The organism is Kitasatospora sp. NPDC056651 (assembly GCF_042792155.1).
Classification (GTDB): domain Bacteria; phylum Actinomycetota; class Actinomycetes; order Streptomycetales; family Streptomycetaceae; genus Kitasatospora.
Genome location: NZ_JBHTWX010000043.1, coordinates 37,635 through 54,943, shown reverse-complemented (window position 1 = coordinate 54,943; position 17,309 = coordinate 37,635). Strand labels below are relative to the sequence as shown.

General features: G+C 74.2%; 13 protein-coding genes. 8 read left to right on the top strand and 5 right to left on the bottom strand.

Annotation, left to right across the window (positions count from 1 at the left end; all coding sequences use genetic code 11):
• The first annotated feature begins 72 nt into the window (after positions 1–72).
• From polX to ACFRAR_RS18665, 3 genes are all read left to right on the top strand, one after another.
• Positions 73–1,803: a DNA polymerase/3'-5' exonuclease PolX gene (polX, locus tag ACFRAR_RS18675; protein ID WP_380699179.1), complete on the top strand. Its 1,731-nt coding sequence runs from the start codon at positions 73–75 to the stop codon at positions 1,801–1,803.
• A 135-nt stretch (positions 1,804–1,938) separates the two neighbouring features.
• Entirely contained in the window at positions 1,939–3,603 is a 1,665-nt protein-coding gene (locus tag ACFRAR_RS18670; protein ID WP_380699178.1) for a peptide-N4-asparagine amidase, read from the top strand.
• A gap of 445 nt (positions 3,604–4,048) precedes the next feature.
• Entirely contained in the window at positions 4,049–5,698 is a 1,650-nt protein-coding gene (locus ACFRAR_RS18665) for a purple acid phosphatase family protein (RefSeq protein WP_380699177.1), read from the top strand.
• Positions 5,699–5,759: 61 nt separating this feature from the next.
• Here ACFRAR_RS18665 and ACFRAR_RS18660 read toward each other — a convergent pair whose 3' ends face one another.
• On the bottom strand, positions 5,760–6,998 hold the full coding sequence (locus ACFRAR_RS18660; protein WP_380699176.1) for a sensor histidine kinase: 1,239 nt from the start codon (positions 6,996–6,998) through the stop codon (positions 5,760–5,762).
• On the opposite strand from ACFRAR_RS18660, the gene ACFRAR_RS18655 reads away from it, so the two are divergent.
• Both ACFRAR_RS18655 and ACFRAR_RS18650 read left to right on the top strand, forming a co-directional pair.
• Positions 6,991–7,272: a hypothetical protein gene (locus tag ACFRAR_RS18655; protein WP_380699175.1), complete on the top strand. Its 282-nt coding sequence runs from the start codon at positions 6,991–6,993 to the stop codon at positions 7,270–7,272. The two genes, ACFRAR_RS18660 and ACFRAR_RS18655, sit on opposite strands and share 8 nt — an antisense overlap.
• A gap of 242 nt (positions 7,273–7,514) precedes the next feature.
• Complete coding sequence (locus ACFRAR_RS18650) at positions 7,515–8,258, top strand: (2Fe-2S)-binding protein (RefSeq protein WP_380699174.1); 744 nt, start codon at positions 7,515–7,517, stop codon at positions 8,256–8,258.
• A 43-nt stretch (positions 8,259–8,301) separates the two neighbouring features.
• Here the strand turns inward: ACFRAR_RS18650 and ACFRAR_RS18645 are convergent, their stop codons facing one another.
• Entirely contained in the window at positions 8,302–9,039 is a 738-nt protein-coding gene (locus ACFRAR_RS18645) for a cache domain-containing protein (protein WP_380699173.1), read from the bottom strand.
• A 156-nt stretch (positions 9,040–9,195) separates the two neighbouring features.
• Complete coding sequence (locus ACFRAR_RS18640) at positions 9,196–9,948, bottom strand: FadR/GntR family transcriptional regulator (RefSeq protein WP_380699172.1); 753 nt, start codon at positions 9,946–9,948, stop codon at positions 9,196–9,198.
• Positions 9,949–10,135: 187 nt separating this feature from the next.
• On the opposite strand from ACFRAR_RS18640, the gene ACFRAR_RS18635 reads away from it, so the two are divergent.
• The 3 genes from ACFRAR_RS18635 to ACFRAR_RS18625 are packed head-to-tail and all read left to right on the top strand — an operon-like array spanning position 10,136 to position 14,123.
• The gene (locus ACFRAR_RS18635) at positions 10,136–11,662 is read left to right on the top strand and encodes an APC family permease (RefSeq protein WP_380699171.1); all 1,527 of its coding nucleotides are present in this window, start codon (positions 10,136–10,138) and stop codon (positions 11,660–11,662) included.
• On the top strand, positions 11,659–12,936 hold the full coding sequence (locus ACFRAR_RS18630; RefSeq protein WP_380699170.1) for a CaiB/BaiF CoA transferase family protein: 1,278 nt from the start codon (positions 11,659–11,661) through the stop codon (positions 12,934–12,936). The genes ACFRAR_RS18635 and ACFRAR_RS18630 overlap by 4 nt, the downstream gene beginning before the upstream one ends.
• On the top strand, positions 12,933–14,123 hold the full coding sequence (locus ACFRAR_RS18625; protein ID WP_380699169.1) for an acyl-CoA dehydrogenase family protein: 1,191 nt from the start codon (positions 12,933–12,935) through the stop codon (positions 14,121–14,123). The genes ACFRAR_RS18630 and ACFRAR_RS18625 overlap by 4 nt, the downstream gene beginning before the upstream one ends.
• A 186-nt stretch (positions 14,124–14,309) precedes the next feature.
• Here the strand turns inward: ACFRAR_RS18625 and ACFRAR_RS18620 are convergent, their stop codons facing one another.
• Together ACFRAR_RS18620 and ACFRAR_RS18615 are read right to left on the bottom strand one after the other, a co-directional pair.
• Entirely contained in the window at positions 14,310–15,362 is a 1,053-nt protein-coding gene (locus ACFRAR_RS18620; protein ID WP_380699168.1) for a hypothetical protein, read from the bottom strand.
• Positions 15,363–15,522: 160 nt separating this feature from the next.
• Positions 15,523–17,145 (bottom strand): alpha-amylase family glycosyl hydrolase, encoded by a 1,623-nt coding sequence (locus tag ACFRAR_RS18615; protein WP_380699167.1) that lies wholly within the window; start codon positions 17,143–17,145, stop codon positions 15,523–15,525.
• Positions 17,146–17,309: the final 164 nt, after the last annotated feature.

Genomic DNA, 17,309 nt, shown 5'->3' with positions numbered 1-17,309 from the left:
TCGCACCCGGCCCCGCACCCGCACCCGATCGCACGCCCGGCGCACCCGCCCCGCCGAACCTAGACTTGCCCCATGCCCCGGCTCAACGACCAGGTCAGGGAGCTGCTCCAGGAGTACGCCGACCTGATCAACATCACCGGCGGGGACGCCTTCCGGGCCCGCGCCTACGAGAAGGCCGCCCGCGCGGTCGGCGGCCACCCCGGGGACCTGGCGGGCCTGGACCTCAAGGGTCTCCAGCAGATCCCCGGCGTCGGCAGGTCCACCGCCGAGAAGATCGCCGAGTTCCTGTCCTCCGGCCGGATCACCGCGCTGGAGACGCTGCGCGCCGCGATCCCGGCCGGCGTGCGGGAGATGATGGCCGTCCCCAGCGTCGGCCCCAAACGCGCCCTCGCCCTCTACCGCGACCTCGGGATCGCCTCGGTGGACGACCTCGCCGCGGCGGCCGGCGCCGACAGGCTGTCCGGCCTGCCCGGTTTCGGCGAGCGCAGCGGCGAGAAGATCCTGCACGGCATCGAGCTGATGCGGCAGTCCGGCGGCCGCACCCTGCTGGACACCGCCACCGAACTGGCCGATCAGCTGGTCGCCGCGCTCTCCGCCGCCCCCGGCTGCACCCGCTGCGCGTACGCAGGCTCGCTGCGCCGGATGCGCGAGACGGTGGGCGACATCGACGTGCTCGCGACCGCCGAGGACTCCGCCCCGCTGATGGCCGCGCTCGTCGAACTCCCTCACGTGGCCGAGGTGATCGGGAGCGGGCCGACCAAGACCTCGGTGCGCACCACCCAGGGCGTCCAGGTGGACCTGCGGGTCGTCCCGGAGGAGGACTGGGGCGCGGCGCTGGTCTACTTCACCGGCTCGAAGGCGCACAACATCAAGCTGCGCACGATGGCCGTCCGGGCCGGCCTGAAGCTCTCCGAGTACGGGCTGTTCGAGGCGGACGGCGGCGCGAAGGTGGTCTCGGAGACCGAGGACGAGGTGTACGCGGCGCTCGGCCTGCCGTGGATCGCGCCGCCGCTGCGCGAGGACCGGGGCGAGATCGAGGCCGCGCTGAACGGTGAACTCCCGGACCTGGTGCAGGAGTCCGACCTGCGCGGGGACCTGCACAGCCACACCGACCTGACCGACGGGCTGGCCGGTCTGGCGGAGATGGTCGACACCGCCGCCGCCCGCGGCTACTCCTACTTCGCCGTCACCGACCACGCGCCGAACCTGGTCATGCAGCGGATGACCGACGAGAAGATGCTCGCCCAGCGCGAGCAGCTACGGCAACTCGCCGACCGGCACAAGAAGTTGCGGCTGCTCCACGGCACCGAGCTGAACATCGACCCGGACGGCGGCGTGGACTGGCCGCCGGAGTTCCTGGCCGGCTTCGACGTCTGCGTGGCCTCCGTGCACTCGCACTTCGGCCTCGACCGCGCCGCCCAGACCCGTCGGCTGGTCCGCGCCTGCGAGAACCCGTACGTGCACGTCATCGGACACCTCACCACCCGCCGGATCGGCAGCCGCGGGCCGATCGACGTCGATCTGGACGCGGTGTTCGAGGCCGCCGCCCGCACCGGCACCGCGATCGAGATCAACAGTTCCCCGCAGCGCCTCGACCTGCGCGACGAGGACGTCCTGCGGGCCAGGCGGCACGGCGTGCGCTTCGCGATCGACAGCGACGCGCACGCCACCGGCCACCTCGCCTACCCGCGCTTCGGCGTCGGCACGGCGCAGCGGGGGTGGCTCACCGCGGAGGACGTGGTCAACACCTGGACCTGGCAGAAGCTGAAGCACTTCCTGCGCAAGGACGCGGTGCCGAGGTAGACCCGGGCAGGAGCCGCGACAGGGACGGCACCCGCCAAGTCTTGACGCAGCCATGCCACCGCCGGAAGGATTCCCGGACCATCCGACCGGCCCGCGGCACCCGCCCGTGGGCCGCCCGACCTCCGGGAACCCGCCTTGCACCTGCGCCCGTTGCTCCGCCGCGCCGCCGGTCTGGCCGGCGCCGCCGTCCTCACCCTGGCCGGCACCCTCACCGCCGCCGGCCCGGCCCACGCCGACTTCGGCACCGACTACCACGACCCGGTCACCGCCACCCGGCCGCTGACCCGTCCCGACACCCGCTCCTGCACCGTCGAGTTGATGCACGAGCGCGAGTTCCGCAACGGGTACGGCAACCCGCCGGACACCCCGTACACCGCCACCCTCACCCCGCCCGCCGACTGCGCCGGCCCCTGGTCCGCGGTGGTCCTGGACCTCCACGGGCAGGTCGCCGGGCGGCAGTTCGACCGGATCTTCGGCGTCCGCGTCGGCGGCGTCCAGGTCCTGCTCTCCTCCACCCCCGAGCCGTCCAAGGACGGCATCGCGTGGAACGTCGAGCACGACGTCACCCGCTACGCCCCGCTCCTCTCGGGCGGCCCGCAGGAGTTCTCCTTCGACCTCGCCAACGTCACCGACGCCACCTACACCGGCGTCTTCACCATCAGCGCCGAGCTGACCTTCTTCACCGCGAACGACCGTTGGCCGGCCGCCCGCACCGCCGACCGGCTGCTCACCACCGGGCCGTTCGACCTCACCCAGGCCGCCCCCGCCACCGGGCGCGAGCTCACCTTCCCGCAGAACCTCGAACGCCTCACCGCCGAGGTCTACGCCCGGGGCGGCGGCGCCTGCGAGGAGTTCGCGTACGCCTCCGCGCCGGACGCCTTCGCCGCCGCCAACCCGGGCAGCGGGATCTGCGGCAAGGGCCCGTTCCGCGAACTGCGGCTCACCGTGGACGGCCGGGTGGCCGGCGCGGTCTGGCCGTACCCGGTGATCTACACCGGTGGTTGGGACCCCCTGCTCTGGCGGCCCGTCCCCGGCGTCTTCGCCTTCGACCTGCCCGCCTACCGGCTCGACCTCACCCCGTACGTCGGGCTGCTGCTGGACGGCCGGCCGCACACCGTGGGCGTCACCGTGAACACCGCCGAGGCGCAGAGCAACGACGTCTGGACCGGCCAGGTCAACCTCTTCGCCGAGACCGACCACGGTGCCGCCCGCACCACGGGGCAGCTCACCGACCACAGGGTCGCCCCGGAGGCCGCCGTCGGCACCGAACTGGCCGACCACGGCGGCGGCAGCGGCGACTGGACGGTCACCGCGAGCCGGCACGACCTCGCCCGGGGCTGGGTGCAGACCTCGCACGGCCGGATCACCACCGAAGTCCGCGACGACCTCGCCTTCCGCTCCGCCCAGCAACTGCGCGCCACCGGCGACGACGTGACACTGCGCAACGGCACCGACCTCACCCGCACCACCGCCACCTGGGGCGGCGGCCCGCACCGCACCACCACCGTGCACGAGGGCGAACCGCTGGACGTCCGCTACCTGGTGAGCCGCGACGCGGCCGGCAACACCGACCAGACCACCGCCATGGACCTCGGCTACCACCGCGAGGCCACCGCGGCGACCGGCGGCCACGTCACCGAGCGCTCCACCGTCGACCACACCCTGCGCCCCACCGCCCGGCGCCACGACGGGGACCGCACCGTCCGCACCGGCAGCAGCACCGAGGAGTACCGCAGCACCGGCCCCGAGGGGCCCTACCGGCGGACGCTCACGTTCGTGGACGGCTGGCCGAGCTCCTGAGGCCACTCATGCCCGAGTTGCGAAAATTGCCCGGATTCATGCCGTACACCCCTGGTGCACGGCGCGTGGGAGGCGCATGATGGGAGGTGGACCTGTGAGGCAGCTGAAATAGTTCGACCGCAGGAGGCAGTGGCGACAGATCGAGACGGATCAGGGTCTGCCGCTGGGCACTACCTCGGTCGACGATCGAACTACCGGCCGGAGGACACCACGTCCGGAGGCCACCCCAGCCTCACGGGTTCCGCGCGTCCACGGAGCATCCCCTCGGTTCCGTGGACGCGTTCCCGTGTCCCGCCCGCGAGACCGTGAGACCGCAGACCCGTGGACCCGTGAGCCCGTGGCCTGGCGACCTGGCGACCTGCTGACCTGCCGACCGCGCCACCAGGCGGGAAAGTTCACGCGGCGGACCCGGCACGGTTCACCTTCGTCCGGTGAGCTGGCCGCCATGAACCATTCCAGTGGACGTCTCCCCGTCAGCAGGCGCGGACTCCTGGCCGGTGCGACCGGCGTCGGCCTCGGCGGCGCCGTCTCCCTCTCCGGCCTGTCGGCCACCCCCGCCGCCGCCTCCCCGGTGCTCTGGCAACGGCCGGGCCGCTCCGGCGCACCTCGCGTGGCCGGTCTGCACCTCCAGTTCGGCTCGGACGCCTCGCGCGAGGTGGTGGTCTCCTGGCACACCACCAGGTCCGTCGCCAACCCGCGGGTGATGTACGGGACTTCGAACAGCGGCTTCGGCCGGACGGCGCAGGCCGCGACCCGCACCTACCGGGACGCCGCCTCCGGCACCGAGGTCCAGGCGCACCACGCCCGGCTGACCGGCCTGCACGCCGACACGGACTACGTCTACGCCGCCGTCCACGACGGCACCACCCCCGAGCTCGGCACCGTCCGCACCGCCCCGCGCGGCCGCGCCGCCTTCACCTTCACCAGCTTCGGCGACCAGGGCACCCCCACCCTCGGCAAGAAGACCGCCAACGGCTACGTGAACGACAACCTCGGCAGCCCCGCCGCCGGCGACACCACCGCCGGGGTCGAGCGGATCGCCCCGCTGTTCCACCTGCTCAACGGCGACCTCTGCTACGCCAACATCGCCACCGACCGGGTCCGCACCTGGTCCGACTGGTTCGAGAACAACAGCCGCTCGGCCCGCCACCGCCCCTGGATGCCCGCGGCCGGCAACCACGAGAACGAGAAGGGCAACGGCCCGATCGGCTTCGGCGCCTACCAGGCGTACTTCGAGCTGCCGGACGCCCGCTCCGACGCGGAGACCAGCGGCCTGTGGTACTCGTTCACGGCCGGCTCGGTGCGAGTGATCAGCCTCAACAACGACGACGTGGCCTACCAGGACGGCGGCAACAGCTACGTCCACGGCTACTCCGGTGGCGCTCAGAAGCGCTGGCTGGAGCGGGAGTTGATCGCCGCCAACGCGGACCCGGGGATCGACTGGATCGTGGTCTGCATGCACCAGGTGGTGATCTCCACCGCCGACAAGTTCAACGGCGCCGACCTCGGCGTCCGTGAGGCCTGGGTGCCGCTGTTCGACAAGTACGGCGTGGACCTGGTGGTCTGCGGCCACGAGCACCACTACGAGCGCTCGCACCCGATCCGCGGCCAGCAGCCGACCGACACCCGCACGCCGGTCCCGGTCTCCACCGACACCACGACCATCGACACGACCAAGGGCACCGTCCACATGGTCATCGGCGGTGGCGGCACCTCGGCCCCGTCCAACCAGCTCTTCTTCAGTCCCGCCAAGGCCCGGGTGATCACCGGTGTCGGCGCCGTCGACCCGGCCACCGGCAAGCGCCCGCCGGTGTACGTGATCGAGGACGCCCCCTGGTCCGCCTTCCGGGACGCCGACAACCCGTACGGCTTCGCGTCCTTCGACGTCGACCCGGGCGGCCGCAACGGCCAGACCACCATCGGCGTCACGTACTACCCCGTCAGCGGCCCGTACGGGGACCTCGTCCCGGTCGACCGTTTCACCCTGACCCGCCCCCGCGGTGCCCGCGGCGGCGGCAACAGCCATGGCGGAAACGGACAGGGCGGAAACAACCAGGGCGGCAACGGACAGGGCGGAAACAGCCAGGGCCGCTGACCCTCGGCACGCCCGAGGAGCGGCACCGGCCGGCCGGGCCGGCGCCGCCGGACACCATGCCTCAGCGCCCCGGCAGCGAGCAGCTGACCCGCCAGCCCGCGGGCGTGCCGGGGCCGGCGGTCAGCGAGCCCCCGTGGGCGGCGGCGCGGGCGGTGAGACCGGCCAGGCCGGTGCCACCGGCTCCGGGGCGACGACGCAGCAGTGGCGTGCCGGCCGGGCCGCCGGCGTCGTCGGTGACGGTCAGCTCGACCGCGCCGGCCTCACCGGGGGCGACCCGGACGGTCACCTCGGTGGCCTTCGGGGCGTGCCGGCGGATGTTGGTGAGGGCCTCCAGGACGATGGCGTAGGCGGTCGCCTCGGCCTCGGCGGAGAGCCGCCCGGCGGTGTCGGGGGCCAGGTCCGCGGTGGCGCGCAGACTGCCCGTGGCACCGAAGCGGGCGACCAGTTCGGGCAGATCGGCCAGGCCCTGCCGCCGGGTGGTCGCCGCGGAGGCCCGCTCGTCCTGCCCGGTGCCGCCGGCCTGGCCGCCCGGTTCCCGCAGGGCACCGACCATCTCGTCCATCGAGTCCAGTGCCCGCAGCCCGGCCTCCTCCAGGCGGCGCAGCAGGGCGGCGGTCTCCTCCGGCTCCTGGCCGGGGAGTTGGCCGGCCTGGGCCTCCAGCACGATGCCGGTGACCTCATGGGCCACGAAGTCGTGCAGCCCCCGGGCCACTTCGAGCCGCTGCTCGCGCCGGGCCCGGTCCACCGCCCGCTCCCGGCGGACGTCGAGGATGCGCAGGTAGAGGGCCGCCCCCGCGACGGCGAGCACCGGCAGCAGCGAGAGCAGCATCCCGGCCACCGGCCAGGCCGCGCCGCCCTGGGGGACCCGCAGGGCGAACCGCAGTGGCAGCACCAGCACTGCCAGCCCGAGCAGGGCGCCGACCGGCCCGACCCAGCGGTCGGGCAGCCGGCGGACGGCGCGGAACAGCAGCCCGAGCAGGGCGAGCCACTCGAAGGGCAGCCAGAACGCGGGCAGCCGGAACGGCCCGGAGTAGAGCAGGTCGACCAGCAGCGAGGCCACGGTCACCACCGCGCCGACCGTGCCGAGCGTGATCCGCCCGGCGGGCCAGGGCAGCGTCGCCGCCGCCGCGGCGAGCGCGGCGGTCAGGGCGAGCAGCAGGGCGGCGGCGCGGGCGTCCGGCCGCGCCAGCAGGATCGGAGCCAGTACGACGAGCACGGAGACGACGGCGAGCTGTCGGCGGATCAGGACCGATCGCGGCCGCGTGGGACCGGGGCGGGCGGAGGGAGAGTCGGTGCGCACCCGGCCGAGCCTACGGGCAGCTCCCCCGGGGGAGGACGCCCTCCTCCTCGGGAGGGAGCGGCGCGTCACCGGGGTGGTCACCAAGGGCGAGGCGCCGTGGTTCCCGGGCGTGGAGCCGGCCGGACAGAAGGTCTCGATCTCGTTGGAGGACAACGGACGGGGCGGGGACCGGATGGGCTGGGTCTGGGGCGTGTTCGGCCAGCCGGTGTCGGACTGCCAGGGCACGGTACCGTTCATCCGCACGACCGGTGGCGACTTCTCCGTGCGCGGCTGACCCCCGACCGACCGGACCGGACCGGAACCGGCCCGACCGACCGGACCGACCGCGCCGGTTGGGCCGGTTACGCCGGTTACGCCGGTTGCGCCGGTTGGGCCCACCGAGGCCTCTCCTGCGACGGCTGGGGCCGCGTGCCGCCACCCCGCGCCCGACGACCTGGAGGCCCCGTTGTCCCCCGACCTTCCGACCATCCCCCCACCAGCCGTACCGGGGTTCAACGACCGTACAGGGGAAGGCCGTTGAACACCGGGGCCGATCGCCGGCCGCCCGACTACGCCCGACTCGCCGCCGTCGGGCCGTACTTCGCGCTGGACACCTCCCCGGCCGGGCGGGCCGGGCGACCGCCCGAAGGCTTCCGGCCGCTGGCCGAGCTCCACGGCACCGGGCCGGACGCCCCGCTGGCGGCCCGGCTGCGAGTGGTGGCGCGGCGGCTCGGCACCGGGGAGCCCCGGGTCGCCGCCTCGATCCTCCACCTGGGGCTGGCCGCCCGCTTCTGGTCGGTGGGGCTCGGTTCGGCCGTCCTGCTGGGGACGGTCCCGACGTTGGAGGACGCCTGGGTGCGGATTCCGGATCAGGGCCCGATCGATCTGTGGAGCCCGGCCGAGCCCGCCCGTCCGGCCGCCGGGACCCTCGCCGACCAGCTCCACCAGGCCGTCCTGCTGGGCCGGTTGGAGCCGCTGGCGGCCGCCGTACGGGCTGCCGCCCCGCTCTCCTCGCGCCTGCTCCTGGGCAACACCGCGTCCGCGCTGGCCGGTACGCTTCGGGTGCTGGACGCCCATGCGCCGGGCGCCGCACGGGCGTTGGCCGTGGAGCTGCTCGGCCGTCCGCCGCTGGCCGGATCCGGCACCCTGCGCACCGGTCCGCGCGGCACGGTGTTCCGGCGCACCAGCTGCTGCCTGTACTACCGGGTGGGGCCGGGCGCCGGACTCTGCGGGGACTGCTGCTTCACCACCCCGCCCGGTCGCCGGAAGCGGAACGATTAATACCTTCACAAATGAAGGTCATAAGCCCGTCCGGCTGCCGCTCTCAGCCGCGCACCACGGTCCAGTCCACCGCCGCCGACGGCACCGCGGCCCGCCCGGCCGCCGGGTCCGCCAGCAGCCCGCGCGCCAGCGAACCCACCGGCAGGGCCGGGGTGGTGGCGGCCAGCACCCGCCCCTCGCCGTCGAGCAGCGCGGCCTCACCGGGCAGCGCCCGCAGCGGCGGCACCAGCAGCCGTTCCAGCGCGGCCAGCGGGACGTCCCCGGCCGCCACCCCGACGAAGCCCGCGCCCGGGACGGTCACCGGCCGGGCGCAGCACAGCACGTACCGGTCGGCGCAGAGCAGGTCCACCTGCGGCCCGGCCACCGCGGGCCGCCCCTCGTCCCGGGGCCGGGCGAACCAGGGCAGCACCCGGTAGTCGTAGAACTCGGCGTCCGCCGGGTCGAGCGCGAGCCGCAGCCGCCGCTCCCCGGCGCCGCGCGCGCCGCGGTACCACCACTCCACGTGCAGCTCGGCGTCGGCGAGCGCGCCGGGCGCCGCGACCGCGCCGCAGCCGAACCAGCGCGAGCCCGGCCGGGCCAGCAGCTCGCTCACCGGCCCGTGGACCGCGGCGAGTTCACCGGCGGCGGGCCGGCGCCCCTCGGCGGCCGCCCGGGTCCAACAGTCGGCGGCGGCCGCCCGCAGCCCGTCCAGCTCGGCGAGCACCGAGTCGACGACGGCGGCGAGCCGCCTGGCGCACCGCTCGACGGCGGCCGAACCGGCGGCGTCGGGCTCACGAGCCACCGGCCCGAGAGCTGCGGGCCCGAGAGCTGCCGGCCCGGCGCCTGCGGACTCGAGAACCGCGGGCTCGGGAGCCGCTGACAGGGTGGGACTGGACGTGCTGGTCATGACGGCTCCGGCGGCGAGGGAGGGTTCCGGGAACGACGGCACGACCCCGGCTCAGCCGTCGTCCGCCAACTCCAGGTGCCGCCGGACCAGGTGGTGCACGCAGGCCACCGCGTGCGCCTCCGCGGCGGCCCGGGCGCCGGCCGCGTCACCGGCCAGCACGGCGACCAGGATCTCCCGGTGCTGCTCGGCGAAGCGCTCCTGATCCGGCCCGTACGGGGCGGGCAGCCAGAGCAGCGGGCCGAGTTCGGCCTGGAGCCGGACGGCGAGCTGGGTGAGCCGCACCGACTGCGCGGCGACGGCGAGTTCGATGTGGAAGCGGGCGTCGGCGCGGCGCTGCTCGGCCGGCCCGGTGGCGTCGCGCAGTTCGTGCACCAGCCGGGTGAGCCGGGGCCCGAGGTCGGTGGGGGCGCGTTCCGCGGCCAGCCGGGCGGCGGTGCCGAAGACGGCCAGCTCCTCGTCGCCGAGGTCGCGCAGGTCCACGGTGGCGAGGTCGCCCAGCCGGGCGAGCTGGAGGCGTTCCGAGCCCTCCGCCGGGGTACGGACGAAGCTCCCGCCGTTGCGACCGCGCCTGGTCTCGATCAGCCCGGCCTCGCGGAGCAGCGCGAGCGCCTCGCGGACGGTGCCGTTGGCGACGCCGAGCTGGTCGGCGAGGTCGTTCTCGCTGGGCAGCTGGTCCCCGTCGCCGACCAGTCCGAGGGCGATCGCCTCGGTGATCCGGCGGGCCACCGCGTCGGCGCGCCCGAGGTCGGTCAGCGGGGCGAGCACGGCACTGAGCAGCGGGGTCGCACTGCCGATGGTCGTCACGCCGCCCCCTCCCCGATCGCTGTCGCCGGATCTCCGTCCGGCCGGATGTCTCCCGCAGGCTACCTCCGGTCGAGCGCGCACCCTTGCCGCTAGAAACTCAATCTCGTATGTTTTCCCGCAACCTCGGCCCGAGCGTCAACCCCCGTAGCACTCCCCACGCATCACGACACGTTCCCAGGAGCTGGTCATGACCGATGCCAGTACACGTGCCACAATCCACTCCCCCGACCCGGACGCCGAACGGCTGGCCGCCCTCGGCTACACCTCCGAGTTCAAGCGCGACATGAGCCTGTGGGCGAACTTCTCGCTCGGCTTCACCTATCTCTCCCCCGTCGTCGGTGTGTACACCCTCTTCGCCACCTCCCTGCGGACCGCCGGGCCACCGATGCTCTGGAGCTTCCTGATCGCGGGCCTCGGCCAGCTGCTGGTGGCCCTGGTGTTCAGCGAGGTGGTCGCCCAGTACCCGGTGGCCGGCGGGGTGTACCCGTGGGCGCGCCGGCTCTGGGGCCGCACCTGGGGCTGGCTGACCGGCTGGGTCTACCTGCTGGCCCTGATGTCCACCATCGCGGCGGTCTCCTACGGCGCCGGCCCGTACGTGGCCGTCCTGCTGGGCGTCGAGCCGAGCACCGCGACCACCGTCTGGTGCGCGCTCGGCCTGCTGGCCCTCGCCACCGTGATCAACCTCGGCGGCACCCGGGTGCTGTCGGCGGCGGCGATGTTCGGCTTCGCCGCCGAGCTGCTCGGCGCCCTGGCGGTCGGCGCCTGGCTGCTGCTGACGCACCGGTACCACGGCCTCGGCGTGGTCTTCGACCGCTTCGGCGCGGGCGGCGACGGCAGCTACACCGACGCCTTCCTGGCCGCCGGGCTGATCGCGGTCTTCCTGTTCTTCGGCTTCGAGGCCTGCGGCGACGTCGCCGAGGAGGTGCCCGATCCCGGTCGGCAGATCCCCAAGTCGATGCGGCGCACCATCTACGTCGGCGGCGCGGCCGCGATCGGCGTCAGCCTGGCCCTGGTGATGTCGATCCAGGACATCGGCGCGGTGGTCTCCGGCGACGACAAGGACCCGGTGGCCAAGGTGCTGCACGACGCCTTCGGCGCGGCCGGCGCCCGGGTGGTGATCGGCGTGGTGCTGATCTCCTTCCTGTCCTGCGTGCTGAGCCTCCAGGCCGCGGCCGGCCGGCTCGCGTACTCCTTCGCCCGGGACCGGATGATCGTCGGCAGCCGGTTGCTGGCCACCGTCTCGGGCCGGCTGCGGGTGCCGCCGTACGCGCTGCTGCTCGCCGCGGCGCTGCCCGGCGTGATCATCGTGGGTGCCTCGGCGCTCTCCGAGGGAGCGCTCACGAAGATCATCTCCTTCTCCAGCATCGGCATCTACCTGGCCTTCCAGATGGTGGTGCTGGCCGCCCTGCGGGCCCGGCTGCGCGGCTGGCGCCCGAGCGGGGACTTCCGGCTCGGCCGCTGGGGCCTGGCGGTGAACACCGGAGCGCTGGTCTACGGCGTCGCCGCGATCGTCAACATCTGCTGGGGCCGCACCCCGGACGCCGCCTGGTACGACAACTACCTGGTGCTGCTCTCGGCGGTGGTCGTGCTCGCGGCCGGCGGCCTCTACCTGCTGGTGGCCCGCCCGCACCTGCGCGGCGACGCGCCCTCCGGCGACGCGACCTCCGGCAACCCGACCTCCGGCGACGCGACCGGACGGGGAGCGGACGCATGAGCCTCCCCCTCGACGGCGTCCTGGTCGCCGACTTCGGCCGGGTCCTCGCCGCGCCCTACCTGACCATGCTGCTGGCCGACCTCGGCGCCGACGTGATCAAGGTCGAGCAGCCCGGCACCGGCGACGACACCCGGGCCTGGGGCCCGCCGCACGCCCAGGGCGAGGCCACCTACTTCCTTTCCGTCAACCGCAACAAGCGCTCCCTCACCCTCGACCTGCGCGACCCGGCCGACCACGCCCGCGCCGTCGAACTCGTCCGCCGGGCCGACGTGCTGGTGGAGAACTTCCGCCCCGGCACGATGGCCCGCCACGGGCTCGGCCCGGAGAGCGCCCAGGACCTCAACCCGCGGCTGGTCTACTGCTCGATCACCGGCTTCGGCTCCGGCCGGGGCGCCGAACTGCCCGGCTACGACCTGCTGGTGCAGGCCGTCGGAGGCCTGATGTCCGTGACCGGCCCGGCGCCCGGCGAGCCGGTGAAGGCCGGCGTCGCGCTGGTCGACGTGCTGACCGGGCTGCACGCGGCGGTCGGCGTGCTGGCCGCGCTGCGCGAGCGCGAGACCACCGGCCGGGGCCAGCTGGTGGAGCTGAACCTGCTCTCCACGCTGCTCTCCGGCCTGGTCAACCAGTCCGCCGGCTACACCCTGGCCGGCGCCGTGCCGGGCATCCTCGGCAACCGCCACCCGTCCATCGCGCCGTACGAGGTGTTCACCGCCGCCGACCGCCCGCTGGTCCTGGCGGTCGGCAACGACCGGCAGTTCGCCGCGCTCTGTCGGGGCGTGGGCGCCCCCGAACTCGCTGCCGACCCGCGCTTCGCCACCAACTCCGACCGGGTCGCGCACGTGGACGCGCTGGCCCGCGCGCTCACCGCCCGGCTCGAACGCCGCACCGCCGCCGAGTGGTTCGCGGTACTCACCCCGCTCGGCGTGCCCTGCGGCCCGGTCAACGACCTGGCCGAGGCATTCGACCTCGCCGACTCGCTCGGCCTGCGCCCCCGGGCGCCGCTGCCCGGTCCGGACGGCCGCCCCCTGGACCTGGTCGCCAACCCGATCGGCCTCTCCCGCACCCCGCCGCGCTACCACCTGCCCCCGCCCCGGCTCGGCGAGCACACCGCCGAACTCACCGCCTGGCTGGACACCCCGTACGACCCGCCCACCCACGGCCGGAACACCCATGACCGGAACACCCACGACCGGAACAGCCACGGCCGAAACCCGCACAACCGGAACCCGCAGACCGGGATTCCGCACGACAAGGACCCCGAGGACCGCCCATGAGCACCGCCCACGGCACCGGCACCGCCATGTCCGACCCGCTCGACCTGATCGACTTCGCCACCCTGCTCACCGACGAGGAGCGCGAGATCCAGGCCACCGTCGCCCGCTTCCTCGCCGACCGGGTCCGCCCGCACCTGCCGGAGTGGTTCGACAACGCCCACTTCGCCCGCGAACTCGCCCCCGAGCTCGGCGCGCTGGGCCTGCTCGGCATGCATCTGGAGGGCTACGGCTGCGCCGGCACCAACGCCGTCTCCTACGGCCTGGCCTGCCTCGAACTGGAGGCCGCCGACTCCGGATTCCGCAGCTTCGTCTCCGTCCAGGGCTCGCTCTCGATGTACTCGATCCACCGGTGGGGCTCGGAGGAGCAGAAGCAGGAGTGGCTGCCCGGACTCGCCGCCGGCACGGCGATCGGCTGCTTCGGGCTCACCGAACCGGATTTCGGCAGCAACCCGGCCGGGATGCGCACCCGCGCGGTGCGCGACGGCTCGGACTGGATCCTCGACGGCACCAAGATGTGGATCACCAACGGCGGCATCGCGGACGTCGCCACCGTCTGGGCGAACACCGAGGACGGCGTGCGCGGCTTCCTGGTCCCGCGCGGCACGCCCGGCTTCACCACCCGCGACATCGAGCGGAAGCTGTCGCTGCGCGCCTCGGTCACCTCCGAGCTGCACCTGGAGGGCGTCCGGCTGCCCGCCGAGGCGCGGCTGCCGGAGGCGAAGGGGCTGCGCGGCCCGCTGTCCTGCCTGAACGAGGCGCGGTTCGGCATCCTGTTCGGCGCGGTCGGCGCCGCCCGGGACTCGCTCCAGGCGGCGCTGCGGTACGCGGACTCGCGGGTCCAGTTCGACCGGCCGATCAGCGGATTCCAGCTGACCCAGCGCAAGTTCGCCGACATGGCGCTCGCGCTCGGCAACTCCGCGCTGCTGGCCGTCCACCTCGGCCGGCTCAAGGACGGCGGGCGGCTGCGGGCGGAGCAGGTCAGCGTCGGCAAGCTCAACAACGTGCGCGAGGCGCTGGCGATCGCCCGCGAGTGCCGGACGGTCCTCGGGGCCAACGGCATCTCGCTGGAGTACTCGCCGATCCGGCACGCCAACAACCTGGAGTCGGTGCTGACCTACGAGGGCACCAGCGAGATCCACACGCTGGTGGTCGGCCAGGCGCTCACCGGGCAGGCCGCCTACCGGTGAGTCCGTGCGTGAGCCCGTGGGCGAGCCCGTGCGTGAGTGAGTGGGCGCGGGAGCGAGTGGGCGAGGCCCGCGTCCGGCTTGTCCAGAGCCGGGCGCGGGCCGCCGATCCCCACCCGGCGCCGATGCCCGTGGCCCCGGGTGGAGCCTGTCGTGGAGCCTCTCGTGGGGCCCGTCCGAGGAGCGCGGTCAGACCGCGACCGCCTCCTCCATCTCCTCCTCGGCCTCCTGCGGGGTCTCCACCGGACGGCGCCCGCGGCCCTCGTACAGCGCCGCGGCCACCAGGGCCGCCCCGCCGAGCAGCAGCCAGACCAGCAGGGTCACCAGGTGCCCGCCGAGGCCCGCGCCGCCATCGAAGTACAGGATGCCGCGCGCTCCCTCCAGGTAGCCGGCGCCGGTCCAGAAGCCGTGCAGGGCGCCGAAGAACCCGTTCTGCAGCTCCGGTTGGTAGATGCCTCCGGAGGAGGTGAAGTTCAACATCACGAACAGCACCATCAGGGCCAGCGTGGTCCACTTCTTCAGGAAGCTGTGCAGGCCGATGCCGATCAGCACGATGCCCGCCGAGTAGAGCCAGCCGAGTGCCCAGATCGCGGCGTACTGGTGGTCGACCACGTGGAAGACCGGCCCGGCGGTGACGATCCCGATCACGCTGACGGCCAGCGAGACCGCCACCCCGACCAGCGCCCGGACGGTGACGCTCAGCGCCGCGCCGGCCGCGCCGATCACCGCGACGCTCGCGTACGAGCCGATGCTCAGCGCCACCAGCAGGAAGAACAGGCCCTGGCCGGTCGGGTCGCCCTCGGCGGGGGTGGTCAGGTCGGTGACGTGCAGCGGCACGCCCTGCTGGTCGGTGACGTCGGTGAACACCGCCGTGGCCGCCACCACCGAGGTCTCCGAGTTCCCCTTGGCGACGATCAGCTCGGGGCTCCTGGCGTCCGGGACGAAGGCGCCCACCAGGTCCCGGTCGCGCAGCTGCTGCTCGGCGGCGGCCCGGTCGTCCACGGTGCGGACGTCGAGCGCGTCCCCGGCCTTGCCCTGGATCGCCTGCGCCAGGCCGTGGGCCTGCGGCGTGGTTCCCACCACGGCCACCCTGAGGTGGTGCGGCTCCGGCTGGTGGAAGGCGCCCTGGTAGGCGAGCGCCATGCCCAGGCACATCAGCAGCGGAGTGATCAGGTGGATGGCCAGGTGCTTGAGCGAGTGTCCCAGGGCGGGCGCTGCGGCAGGGTTCCGGGGTGTGCTCATGGGGTTCGTACCGTCCTCCGGTGATGTCTCTCGATTCGCGCGAGAAGGTGGCAAATGCAACCAATACAGGTGGCAAATGCAACGATCTATCGATGTAGCTTACAACCATCCGGCATCGATCGGAAGCCGGACCGGCCGCGGCCCGGCTCCCTCCCCGCGCTCAGCGCAGCTCGAACACCCCGTAGGAGAACCCGTCCGCCCGCAGTTCCCCGTCCGCGACCCGCACGCCCCGCACCTCCAGCGGCCGGAAGCCGTCCGCCGGACGGAAGCCCTCCGGCGCCCCGCCCTCCCCCGGCAGGTCCGACAGCCGGACGGAGGCCGGCTCCCGGCACGGATTGACCGCCACCAGGTACCGCCCGGCCCGGGTGTACACCAGCGGGTACCCGGCGTGCCGGACCTCCACGCCGCCGGCCGATCCCAGCCCCGGGTGCGCCCGGCGCAGCGCGATCAGCCGCCGGACGGCGTGCAGCAGCGAGGTCGGGTCGGCCCGCTGGGAGAGCACGTCCGGGCGGCGCGGGTCCGGGTCCACCGGCAGGTACAGCCGCTCGGGCGGCGCGCTGGAGAAGCCGGCGGTGGGGCCGGGCGTCCACTGCATCGGGGTGCGCGAGCCGGCCCGGTTGAACCTCGGGCCGAGCACGCTGCCCTCGGTGTCGGGCAGGCCCGGCAGGTAGCGCATGCCGATCTCGTCGCCGTAGTAGACGGCCGGGAGGGTGGGCCAGGTGAGCAGGAACGCGAAGGCCGGGGCGAGTTGCCCGGCGGTGCGCGGGCCGGTGGCCAGCCGGGAGAAATCGTGGTTGGCGGTGGGCAGCACGATCTGCCCGCTGCCCTCGATGAGCTCCGCGGCGGAGCGCCAGGCGTCCAGGAAGGGCTGCGGGGTGCCCCGGCCCTCGGCCTCGAAGTAGCAGGCCTCCTGGTGCCAGAAATCCTCAACCGTCCCGCCGTTGTTGTTCCACAGGGACCTCAGCGGAAGGCCGTGGTCCGCGCCGCCGAAGTGCAGGAAGAAGTCAGCGTGGAAGCCGGCCGCGACGGCGGCGGCCGGGTCGCCCCACTCGGCGAGCAGGGCGGCCTCGGGGTGGGTGCGGTCCAGCCAGTCGCGCAGTCCGGTCCAGAGCTTGGCCGTCTCCACCTTGCCCGGGTCGTCCTTGACCAGTGAGTACGCCATGTCCACCCGGAAGCCGGAGATGCCGAGGCCGAGCCAGTGCGCCATGATCCCGCGCAGCGCCGCCCGGTTGGCGCGCGGGCCGTCCGCGTCCACCGCCTGCCGCCAGGGCTCCGCCGGACTGCTCTGCGCGTAGCCGAAGTTGAGGGCGGGCTGACAGTCGAAGAAGTTCGGCCGGTACCAGCCGGGGCGGGTTCCGGGCGAGGCGACGAAGCCGTCCACCGGGCGGTCGGACCAGATGTACCGGTGGTCGGACGGGTCCTCGGCGGAGGCCAGGAACCAGGGGTGGCGGTCGGAGGTGTGCCCGGCGACCAGGTCCAGCAGGACCCGGATGCCCCTGCCCCGGGCGGCCTCGACCAGGGCCGCCAGGTCCTCGGTGGTGCCGTAGCGCGGGGCGGGGGTGAGGTAGTCGGTGACGTCGTACCCGGCGTCGCGGAACGGCGAGGCGAAGCAGGGGTTGAGCCAGACGGTGTCGACGCCGAGCCAGGCGAGGTGGTCCAGGTGCTCGGTGATGCCGGCGAAGTCCCCGATGCCGTCGCCGTCGGAGTCGGCGAAGGACTGCGGGTAGATCTGGTACAGCACGGCGTCGGCGAGCCAGTCGGGGCCGGGGCGGGTCGAGGTCATGGGTGGTTCCTCCTGCCGGATACGGGCCCGGGCCTGGCCGGGCGGGGAGGGAGCCGAGCCGAGCCGAGCCGGGCTCGGCCGGGGGCGAGCCGGGTGCCCCCGATTCTCGCCGGATCCCGGCCGTCCCGACAGCCCGCCTCACCCGGCCTCGCCCGCCTCGCCCG